Source organism: Waltera sp. (genome assembly GCF_046969025.1).
GTDB lineage: Bacteria > Bacillota > Clostridia > Lachnospirales > Lachnospiraceae > Acetatifactor > Acetatifactor acetigignens.
The window spans coordinates 131,683-142,648 of record NZ_JBKVQF010000001.1 but is presented as its reverse complement, the minus strand read 5'-3'; the positions used below and the strand labels follow the sequence as shown (position 1 = coordinate 142,648).

The following is a 10,966-nucleotide window of genomic DNA, read 5'->3' as shown; positions in this document are numbered from 1 at the left end:
GGCTTCTGCGCGCTTCGCGCTCCCGAATCCGGCACATACATTCGCATTCCGGGCTATCGCCCTACTTGCTCATGTACATATACTATCCGGCTTCTGCGCGCTTCGCGCTCCCGAATCCGGCACATACATTCGCATTCCGGGCTGTCGCCCTACTTGCTCATGGCTCCATACTATCCGGCTTCTCCGCGCTTTGCGTTCCCGAATCCGGCACATACATTCGCCTTCCGGGCTGTCGCCCTACTTGCTCATGTATGTTTGATCCGCTAATAGACAGATTACTCTGCCTGCAAGCAGTCTCGTAATCTGTCTATTGCGGATCTTAGTATTACACGTTGAAGCGGAACAGGATCACATCGCCGTCCTGCACTACATAATCCTTGCCTTCCATGCCGACCAGACCCTTTTCACGGGCAGCGGCCAGAGAGCCCTGCTCCAGCAGATCCTTGTAGTTTACTACTTCTGCCTTGATGAAGCCTCTCTCGAAATCGGAGTGGATCTTGCCGGCTGCCTGAGGTGCCTTGGTGCCAATCTTGATGGTCCATGCTCTGGTCTCATCCTCTCCTGCAGTCAGGAAGCTCATCAGACCTAAGATATGATAACTTGCCTTAATCAGTTTCTCCAGACCGGATTCCTTTAATCCCAGGTCGTCTAAAAACATTGCCTTCTCATCATCATCCAGCTCGGAGATCTCTTCCTCGATCTGTGCACAGATCACGAATACCTCACTGTGTTCACCGGCTGCGAACTCTCTTACTTTTGCCACCATCTCATTGGATGCGCCGTCATCTGCCAGATCATCCTCGGCTACATTGGCTGCATAGATCACAGGCTTATAAGTCAACAGATTGTATTCCTTTAACAGAGCCAGTTCATCCTCATCGGTAACATCCAGGCTCTTTGCCATCTTACCGCTCTCCAGATGCTCCTTGATACGCTCAAGCAGTGCCAGCTCCTTGGCATAGGTCTTGTCCATTCTGGCTGCCTTGACTACCTTGGACAGTCTTCTCTCCAGTACTTCCAGATCTGCGAAGATCAGCTCCAGATTGATGGTCTCGATATCACGCAGAGGGTTCACGCTGCCGTCCACATGGATGACATTAGGATCCTCGAAACATCTTACCACATGTACGATAGCATCCACTTCACGGATATTGCTTAAGAACTGGTTGCCCAGTCCCTCACCCTTGGAGGCACCCTTTACCAGACCTGCGATATCCACGAATTCGATCACTGCGGGAGTTACCTTCTTGGAATGATACATCTCGCCCAGTGCTTTCAGTCTGTCATCCGGAACTGTTACCACACCCACGTTAGGGTCGATGGTACAGAAGGGATAGTTGGCGGATTCTGCTCCCGCCTTGGTCAGGGAATTGAAAAGTGTGCTCTTTCCCACGTTGGGAAGACCTACGATACCCAGCTTCATTTTATCTTTACCCGTTCAAAAATCCCTCTATAAACGGAATTTTTGCCTTTCTGTTTATTAGTTGAACAATATAATCTAAAATTATAGCATAATATGTATTTTTTTCAAACACCTAAATACTTTTCTTTCGAAATAAAAATATGCTATAATATGCAATATCATAAACTAAAGAGGAAAAATCAATGAAAAGAATACGTTATTTTGATTTGCTTAGATGTACCTGCTTTTGCTTCATTATTTTTTATCATCTGCTCTTTCAGCTCTATCTCTCCGGAATCTGTCCTGTAGAGAGACTCAATCCTCTGTTTTCCAACAGCAATATGCATCTGGCAACCCTGGGCGTTGCTGTATTTTTCATGTTATCCGGTGCCAGTCTCTCCTATACCGCGAAGGAGAACTTCAGCCTCGCAAAATATTATAAGAAAAGATTTCTGCGCATCCTGATTCCCTTTTATATACTTTACATTGTTTATTTCCTGTTTCTCCTTTTCCAGAGCCATTCCGTCCACAATATTTTTCCTGAAGGAATTCCTGCGTGGAGAATTGTTTTTACTTTTCTGGGAATGGATTCCTGGGTCAGCATGCACGGGATCAGCACCTTTTCCCTTACCATCGGAGAATGGTTTCTGGGATGTCTTATTCTGTTGTATCTGATCTTTCCATTGCTTCGATTTTTTATGATAAAAAGTGAAAAGTTCTTTTTTATCATCGCTACCGGGATTTATTTGACTGTTTTATTTCATTACGATTTCTCCGTCCCCATCCATATGAACTTCTTCCTGAAGGGCTACGAATTCGTAATCGGTATGATGATTGGTTATTATCATGAAAAATTCAATCCTAAATGGATTTTCTTATCCCTGCCGGTGGTGATTTTCTTTGTTCTGTGCCCTTTTGCACTTCCCATCAGCACCGGCTTGAAAATAACGATACTGGCCGTTGCCTTCTGGATTTCCGCTGCATGCCTGGAACCGGTTCTTGAAAAAGGAAACGGCCGATTTCTCCGTACGATAAGTAACTACTCTTATGAAGTATTTCTGGTCCACCATATCATTATCTATTTTATCACTCCGAGGGCTATTCCCTATATGCGCGGTATGGTGGGTGTTTTAGGTTTGTTTCTCGTTGAATTGCTGCTGATGGCAGTGCTGGGATTTCTTTTGAAGTTCATCTCCGATCAATGCATTGCCGCTTTGTCCAATCTTACTGCTGTTGAAAATAAACGTTAATCCCCTGCAGCAATCCTTCCGCCAGTTGATCCAGTATAGCATCGCTGTGATCGGAATATGCATTTCCCAGTTCCATATCCACGGAAGGGATCGTACTATAAGAAGTCTGGGTCAGATCAATGCTCATGTTTCCTTTTCCATAGATTGTTGCTCCCTGTCCCCGCAGCCCTTCCACCAGATCCGCTCCCAGAGCATCGTGCTGCTGCCAGTGGGATGCCACCGGTTCCATACTCTTCAGTACTTCCGGCACAGAGATGTAAAAGCATCCCTTGTCGTAATTCTTGCCGTCACCGCTGTCCCAGTGCAGTGCGATATGGCAGTCTGCCACGTTATTGCAGATCACGGTCCTGGCCACATTGTCCAACTGCACATCCTCTCCGTCCCTGAGCATCAGTACATCATAGCCAGAGGCCAACAGTTTGTCCCGCAGGATCTGTGCCATCTGCAAAGTAACCGTTCGCTCCGGTGTCCCGTCCTGAAATGTCATGCCTCCGGACACTGCCGCAGCTTCCGTAGCTCCCGCTGCCGTACTGCCTCCCGTAGTCTTGGCCGAACCGTCCGGATGGCACAGCGTCTTTACTTTGGCCCCACCGGCGGTGCCATGTCCCGCATTCACTCCGATAATGATTCCCTTGCTTCCGGACTCCTCTGGTGCCCGGTATAGTACTGCGGCTCCGGTATTTATCTTCGAATGATCCGCATATTCCCAGTCCGGATTCAGAGTGATCTGCTGTAAGTCGGTATATTCCACCGGCTGGTTCTGTATAGCCTCCGGCTGACCGGCTACCGTTTCTGTCTGACTGCCTGCGGCCTCTGTCGGCATACCGCTTTGCGACACCGCAGCCTCTCCCCCGGGAACTTTGTCGGTCCCCGAAGTCACCATTTCATGTCCTGCACTATTCGCCGCCCCTTGCGGCACAGACGTTTCCGCTAGCGTTTCTCTACCGAATTCCTCTGCGTTTTTCTCATTTTCTATTGTCTCCACGGATGCTGCTACGCTCTCGGGAACCACAGGATCCACGTTTTCCATAGTTTCCACGCTTTCCGTCCCCTCAGTCCCTTTCTGTGCACCACAGGCTGTCATACTTACTGCAAGCGCCAGACCGGCCACTACCGCCGCTATCCTATATTGTTTTCTATGAAGCATTTCCTTATTACTCATTACTCCTCCGATATGAAAAGAACCACAGCTGTGGTTTCAGCTATGGTTCTTCTGTTCTCTCTATTACGATCTTGGGAAAACATCCTCCGATTAACCGCGCAGTTTGAAGTGCTCTAACAACTCGTTCAAAGTAGTAGCGGAAGCGGAAAGCTCCTCGCTGGTAGCGGAAGTCTCCTCTGCTGCTGCGGAGTTGGACTGGATAACATCGTTGATGTCCTCCACACCCTTCTTGATGTTGTTGACAGATACTGCCTGTCTGTCGGATGCAGTACGGATATTAGCAACCTCCTGGATGATCTGATCCAGTTCGGTCATAACCTTCTGCATTGCTTCGTTGGTCTCCCTGGTAACCCTGTTACCCACTCCTACTTCGTTCATGGATTCTTCGATCAGCTTCTTAGACTCTACTGCGGAATTTGCACTCTCTTCTGCCAGCTGTCTGATCTGGTCAGCCACGACTGCGAAACCTCTTCCGGCTTCCCCTGCTCTTGCTGCCTCAATGGAAGCATTCAAAGACAGCAGATTGGTCTGGGATGCAATATTCTCGATATCTGCGATGATCTTCTCGATATTCTGGGTCGTGGTATCGATTTTCTTCATGGCATCTACCAGCTCATCCATCTTCTGCTGGCTGTTGGCTGCCTCGATACCTACCTGTTTTGCCTTATCGTGAACGATATCGGTAGACTTGGTGTTCTCCAGTACCTGATTCGTTACTTCTTCTACGGTAGCCACCAGTTCTTCAACAGCTGCAGCCTGACTGGTAGCACCTTCTGCAATATCCTGTGCACTGACAGCCAGCTGATTGCTTCCGGCAGACACCTGTTCGGAAGATCCCTGAATACCGTGCATAGTCTCACTGACCTTGTTCACCATATCATCCAGTTCATCCAGTACATTGCGGAGCTGTCCTACATACGCATCGGGGCAGTTGCTATGTACATCAAAATTACCCTCAGCAAAATGCTCTACAATATCCTGCAGATCTGATACAACCTTTTTCAAAATACCGGCTGCGGTCTCAAAACTATCGGATAAGCGTCCCAGCTCATCCTCGGACTCATAAGGAGTGCCGATCTCGAAGTCACCGACTGTAATCTTTTCAGCTGCCATTACCAGGCTTTCAATAGGTTCCACCAGCATTTTGGTAAGCATTTTTGACATAGCTGCATTAAATGCAATAGCTAATACAACTATGATCACAACAATTACGCTTCCCACATAGCTTTTTGAATGTATCAATTCCACAACTGCCACCAGTGCCAACACCACATATAAAACATCCATAATGCGGAACACAAAAGAAAGCTTATTTTTAATTGGTTTCTCCCTTAGCATTTCTTCCAGTTTTTTCATTTGTTTCCTGCTCCTTCCGTTAATTAACCTATATACATTTTATTTTAATTTCCTCTGGTGGTTTCGTCAAGATTTCTCTGCTTAAAATTATGTAAAAATCATGTATGGGATGACTGGCTCATCTCCAGCAGTTTCTCACGCATTTCATTTTCGATCCGCTGTAAGTCTTCCTCTGCGCTCTGTCTTCTGGCACGGCCTTCCTCCTGGATCTTCATGACTTCATCCAGTGTGGTCATCAGTGTCTGGTTCGTGGTCTTGAGGGTCTCGATATCCACAATACCTCTCTCAGATTCCTTCGCTGTCTCCACGGATGCCACTTTCAGTGCTTCTGCATTTTTCTTCAACAGTTCATTGGTCATATCCGATACTGCACGCTGTGCCTTGGCTGCATCGGTGGCATGATCCAGACCGATGGCAATGACCATCTGGCTCTTCCACAGAGGGATCGTATTCACCAGTGTGGACTGGATCTTCTCGGACATAGCGATATCATTGGACTGGATCAGTCGGATCTGGGGTGCCATCTGCAGAGAAATGGCTCTGGTAAGTTCCAGGTCATAGATCTTCTTCTCGAATCTCTCACACATTGCTGCAAAATCCTTCGCAGCCTGCGTATCCTCCGGCAGTCCGCTCTTCTGTGCTTTTTCCAGAAGTTCCGGCAGTTCCACGTTTTTCGCCTGTGTCAGTTTCTTTTTACCTGCCAGAATGTACATGGACAGTTCTTTAAAATAATTCAGATTCAGCTGATACAGCTTGTCCAGTACCGCCACATCTTTTAGCAGCACCACCTGATGATTTTCCATGGCATCACAGATCTTGCTGATGTTCACTTCCGCTTTATCATACTTTGCTTTCAGATTACTCAGCTTATCCCCGCTCTTTTTAAACAAGCCGAAGAATCCCTTGTCTTCCTCTGTATCAAAATCCTTGAGCTGTGCCACTACATCCGTCAACAACTGTCCAACCTCGCCCATATCCTTGGTCCGGACATTGCTAAGTGCTGTCTCAGAGAAATCTGCGATCTTTTTCTGACTCCCCGCACCGTACTGCAATACCGCCTGGGTATTGGTCAGATCGATCTGTCCCGCAAAATCATCTACCATTTTCTGTTCTTCCGGTGTCAGTTCCATCTCCGGAACAGCCTGCTCCTCTACCAGTTCCTCCGGCTTCTTCTCCACGATCTCTGCCTTTGCCTCCGCAAAGGGATCCAGTGTAAGGGTAGGTGCCTCTTTTGTTGCTGCATCCAGATCCATATTCATACTTATAACCCCGCCTTTCCATACTCTCTCATGATTTTTTATTTACCATCAGCATTACTTTCCTGCTGTCATACACTTTTTTCTCTTACAAAATCCGATTCCGTCAGCCCTTCCTTAGCCAACATCGTCTGCAATACCTGTGCATCCGCCGATGCATCAAAGGCTGCATCCCGGAACAGATTGTTCAGCAATGTAACAAATGCCTGATTGATCATATCCAGTGTCTTTTCGATCTCTTTTTTAGCATCGAGAATATCGTCTCCCGGGCTGCTGATCTCATCAAATTCCGCATACTGCTCCACCAGTTTCAACATAGTAGGCAGGTAATAATCCATCAGTTTATGCATCCGGTGCAGCTGCTCCGGGTGCTCCTGCACTCTGTCAAAGATCTCCTTCAACAGATTTTCCAGCCGGTACAGCTTCTCAGAGATCGCTTTTCCTTCGATCCTGTCGTTCAGATCCCGCAGATGACGGATGTATTCCATTCCTTCTGCCACCATACTGTGCAGCTCCTGCTCTCTGCGGTTCTGCTCCGTATCCTGTGTGTCGGTGTCCGCTGTATTCTGTTCCTTCTCCTGCTCACTGATCTTTTTCTGCTCCAGATAAGCCTTCTCCGTCTCCAGATACTGACGGTAGATCACATCGTTGAGCATAAAGCAGGTCTCTTTGTCATCCAGATGTCCGTCCGGAAACATTCCGGCTTTTAACATCTTCCGTAGGTCCCTTCTGACATAGCGGACACTTTTTCCGGTATAGCGGGCCATTTCGTTGATCACACCATACATCTTGGTGCCACACAGCTCCAGATATTTCTCCGCACGCTTTAATCTTCTGCGCTGTCCGTTGCCATAAGATATCATCTCTAAAAATACCAGAGACAATACTCCCGGAAGGATTGCCGCACTCAGAGATGCCGCCTGAAAAGCGGCCAGTAACAACTGTACCAGCAGTCCCAGGCCGCTGAATCCCAGACCGATCCCGCCGAACACGGTGCACAGTGTTCCGGACACATTTCCCTTCTTCTCCATTTTGACCAGGGAAGTCATTTCTGCTGCGGTGGCCGGTCTCGGAGTAATCGGCTGTGCCTGATTCCGTGCACGGTTCTGCTCTGCCTGAGCCTTCCGCTGTTCTTCCCACTGTCTTTCCCGCTCTCTGCGCTGCCTGTGCCATTCCTCGTTCTGTCTGCGGTGCTCTTCCTGCTGCTTTTCCCGCTGCTGCCGTTCTGCCTGGATCTCTGCCTCGGTCTTGACTTCCTCCCGCCTTTTATCCTGCCAGCTGCGCTGGGAATTCCACACCTTTTTTTCCGTGGCTTCCCTGGACAGATTTGCCTGGAAATCCGCCTCCCGCAAGGCATCGTTGACCGTATCCGTCACCAGCGTGTTCAACGCATGAAAATCTCCGGTCTTCATCGCTTCCGTAATGGTCTCTTTGAATTTTTCCCCTAGATTATTCTGCACTTCACTCATAATTAATATTTTCTCTGATTTTTCAGTTCATCATAGAGCAGACAGTAGTTCTCATAACGTATCTGCGGGATCTCTCCCTCTGCCACAGCAGCCTTGATACCGCATACCGGCTCAGAGATATGGGAGCAGCCTCCGAATCTGCAATATTTTTCAAAAGGGGCAAACTCCGGATAAAATTCCGCCAGCTGCTCCTTCTCCAACCGAAACAACCCCAGAGAGCTAAATCCCGGGGTATCCAGAATATACGTATCCTGTGCAATGGAGATCAGTTCGGAGTGCCTGGTAGTATGCTTTCCCCGCTCGATCTTCTCACTGATGGAGCCGGTCTCCATCACTATGCCGGACTGCAGGCAGTTTACCAGAGAGGATTTACCGACACCGCTGGGACCCGCCACCGTAGTGGTCTTGCCGCGAAGCAGCTCCTGAATGGTATCTATCCCTTCTTGTCTGGCTGCGCTGACCGTGATCGTACGGAATCCCGCCTGTTCGTAAATGGCACGATAATCTTCCTTTTTGCCTTCCTCGTCAATATCCTGCTTGTTAAAACAGATAATGCAGGGAATGTCCTGCTGCTGCATCATGACCAGGAAACGATCCAGCAGATTAAAATTCGGCTGTGGCTTCGTGATGGCAAAGATCACCAGCGCCTGATCCACATTAGCTACCGCCGGACGGATCAGTTCACTGTGTCTGGGAAGCAATTCCCTGATATTTCCTTTTTTCTGTGCCTCATCCAGGACATCCATCTCCACGTCATCCCCGACCAGGGGTTTTCTGTGATCCTTGCGAAAGACTCCTTTTGCCTTGCATTCGTACACCGTGCCCATTGTATGGCCATCGTCCGCTACATGGACGTAATAGAACCCGGCGATTCCTTTTATAATCTTGCCCTTCATAGCTTCCCGCCTTTGATCTTATTCCTTTACGAACTCAACTCTTCTGGTAAAGGAACGGTCTTCTGTCGTTCCGGGAACCGTCACCTGCTCCCCGGTATCCGGGTTCGTTGTGGTGGTCGGTTCGCTTGTCACCTGATACGTTATGGTGAGCGTACCACCGGAGGCAGTCATACCGTTGAAATTGGTAGCTACCGGGAAAGTGCTGGTCTTGGTATCCAGCAGTACGTTATTGTCATCCGTCACCAGTTTGATGCTGACTTCCATTCCCGATACATAGCCGGGTGCTTCCGAAGTCGTCGGTGCCGCAATGCTGACATTACACTTGTAAGTCACCTTCTGAGCTCCCTGACTGACCTTGATATCAATGGAAGTTCCCTGCTCCACATAGGAGCCATGGGAATAGCTCTGGTAACAGATCATGCCTTCTCCCACTTCGTCACTGTAGATATAGGTCACACTGCCTACGGTCAGTCCTGCCTCGATGGCTTCTACCGTGCCGTCCTGCTCGGACAGACCGATCAGATTCGGCACACGGATCTTGGTATCTTCCTTACCCAGACTTACTGTCACAGTGATCACACTGCCCTTTGGTGCTTTGTTGCCCTCGGAGGGGGTCTGGGAAATTACCCGGCCGGACTCTACCGTATCGGAATAGTTCTCTGTCTTGTTGACCAGGAATCCCTTGCTTACCAGCTGTGTATTGGCTTCATCAAAAGTAAGATTCACCACATTGGGTACTTCCACACCCTGAGTTCCTGCACTGGCTTTCAGGGTTACCTTGCTGCCCTTATCGATCTGTGCTCCCACGCTGACATCTGTATTGATAACAATACCTTCCGCTACCGTGTCGGACTCCTCATAAGTCACCTCTGTGAGGATTCCCAGACTGGTCAGGGTGCTCTTTGCATCTTCTACCTTCATGCCCTTTACATCCGGCATGGAGACCTTTTCCACTTCTGTGGCATCCGTCTCTTCGGTCGTAATGATCGGTCCTGCATCAGAGTCACTGCTTCCTTCATTTTTGCCGCCGAAGATCTTCACTGCCAGAACGATCAGGATAATACAGATCACCACACCGGCTACAATTGCCAGGATTGTGGTCACACGCTCCATCTTGGGGTCGTAGTCGTAATTATCTTCGTCTTCGCCATCTTCTTCGTTTTCATACATGGCTTCCGTATCGGAACGCAGACGCATGGTCTCGTCATGATCCGGTTCTTCGTATTCCCGTCCTCCCTGATAAGGGACTTTTCGTTTGATCTGCGCCATATCCTCATCGGAGATCATCCGGGTACCACCTTCCATATCCGGATCGGTATTCACCACGAAATCTTCCTCCGGGTTGATCAGGGACTGCTTCAGATCCGCGATCAGTTCTGCCATATTCTGGTATCTGCGGTCCGGAGACTTCTGACAACATTTCAGTACAATACTGGCTACGCTGGAAGGGATCTCCGGTACAAACTCCTTCGGAGACGGCATTTCTTCCTGAATATGCTTGATGGCGATGGCAACCGTAGTCTCCCCGTTGAAAGGAACTCTTCCCGTCAGCATCTCGAACATGGTGATACCCAGCGAATAGATATCACTCTTTTCATCGCTGTAACCCCCTCTGGCCTGCTCGGGAGAAGTATAGTGTACACTTCCCATGACATTAGAAGTGATGGTATTACTGGTAGCTGCCTTGGCAATACCGAAGTCCGTCACCTTGACTTTGCCGTCCTTGGAGATAATAATATTCTGCGGCTTGATATCCCGATGGATAATATGATTATTATGTGCAGCCTCAATACCCATGCTTACCTGGATGGCGATACTTACCGCTTCCTTGTAAGACAGTCTGGCCTTCTTCTCAATGTACTTTTTGAGGGTAATACCCTCTACCAGTTCCATGACGATATAATAGATTCCGTTCTCTTCCCCGACATCATAAACATTGACAATATTGGGGTGCATCAGTCCTGCTGCCGCCTGTGCCTCGATCCGGAATTTGGATACAAAATTAGCATTTTCGCTGAATTCCTGCTTCAATACCTTGATCGCCACATAGCGATTCAGCTTGTGACATTTTGCTTTATAGACATCTGACATACCGCCGGTTCCGATTTTTTCCAGGATCTCATAGCGATCGCCGATCATCATTCCTATTTTGATCATACTTGCTCTCCATTTCCA

General features: G+C 48.5%; 8 protein-coding genes. 1 reads left to right on the top strand and 7 read right to left on the bottom strand.

The genetic code is table 11. From position 1 onward, the window contains the following. Window positions 1-325 precede the first annotated feature (325 nt). Complete coding sequence (ychF, locus tag ACLTOH_RS00600; RefSeq protein WP_022312568.1) at window positions 326-1,423, bottom strand: redox-regulated ATPase YchF; 1,098 nt, start codon at window positions 1,421-1,423, stop codon at window positions 326-328. 182 nt (window positions 1,424-1,605) lie between these two features. Between ychF and ACLTOH_RS00595 the strand changes: the two genes are divergently transcribed. Next, complete coding sequence (locus tag ACLTOH_RS00595; protein WP_022312567.1) at window positions 1,606-2,652, top strand: acyltransferase family protein; 1,047 nt, start codon at window positions 1,606-1,608, stop codon at window positions 2,650-2,652. Here ACLTOH_RS00595 and ACLTOH_RS00590 read toward each other — a convergent pair. The 6 genes from ACLTOH_RS00590 to pknB all read right to left on the bottom strand — a co-directional run bounded on the left by ACLTOH_RS00590 (window position 2,627) and on the right by pknB (window position 10,948). Further along, entirely contained in the window at window positions 2,627-3,814 is a 1,188-nt protein-coding gene (locus ACLTOH_RS00590; RefSeq protein ID WP_022312566.1) for an N-acetylmuramoyl-L-alanine amidase family protein, read from the bottom strand. The genes ACLTOH_RS00595 and ACLTOH_RS00590 overlap by 26 nt on opposite strands. A 90-nt stretch (window positions 3,815-3,904) precedes the next feature. After that, window positions 3,905-5,170: a methyl-accepting chemotaxis protein gene (locus ACLTOH_RS00585; RefSeq protein WP_022312565.1), complete on the bottom strand. Its 1,266-nt coding sequence runs from the start codon at window positions 5,168-5,170 to the stop codon at window positions 3,905-3,907. A gap of 98 nt (window positions 5,171-5,268) precedes the next feature. Continuing rightward, window positions 5,269-6,429: a toxic anion resistance protein gene (locus tag ACLTOH_RS00580; protein ID WP_022312564.1), complete on the bottom strand. Its 1,161-nt coding sequence runs from the start codon at window positions 6,427-6,429 to the stop codon at window positions 5,269-5,271. 68 nt (window positions 6,430-6,497) lie between these two features. Then, complete coding sequence (locus tag ACLTOH_RS00575) at window positions 6,498-7,895, bottom strand: 5-bromo-4-chloroindolyl phosphate hydrolysis family protein (protein ID WP_022312563.1); 1,398 nt, start codon at window positions 7,893-7,895, stop codon at window positions 6,498-6,500. A 2-nt stretch (window positions 7,896-7,897) separates the two neighbouring features. After that, on the bottom strand, window positions 7,898-8,791 hold the full coding sequence (gene rsgA, locus ACLTOH_RS00570; protein ID WP_412223087.1) for a ribosome small subunit-dependent GTPase A: 894 nt from the start codon (window positions 8,789-8,791) through the stop codon (window positions 7,898-7,900). Window positions 8,792-8,809: 18 nt separating this feature from the next. Further along, window positions 8,810-10,948 (bottom strand): Stk1 family PASTA domain-containing Ser/Thr kinase, encoded by a 2,139-nt coding sequence (gene pknB, locus ACLTOH_RS00565; protein WP_118668729.1) that lies wholly within the window; start codon window positions 10,946-10,948, stop codon window positions 8,810-8,812. Between the last annotated feature and the right edge of the window lie 18 nt (window positions 10,949-10,966).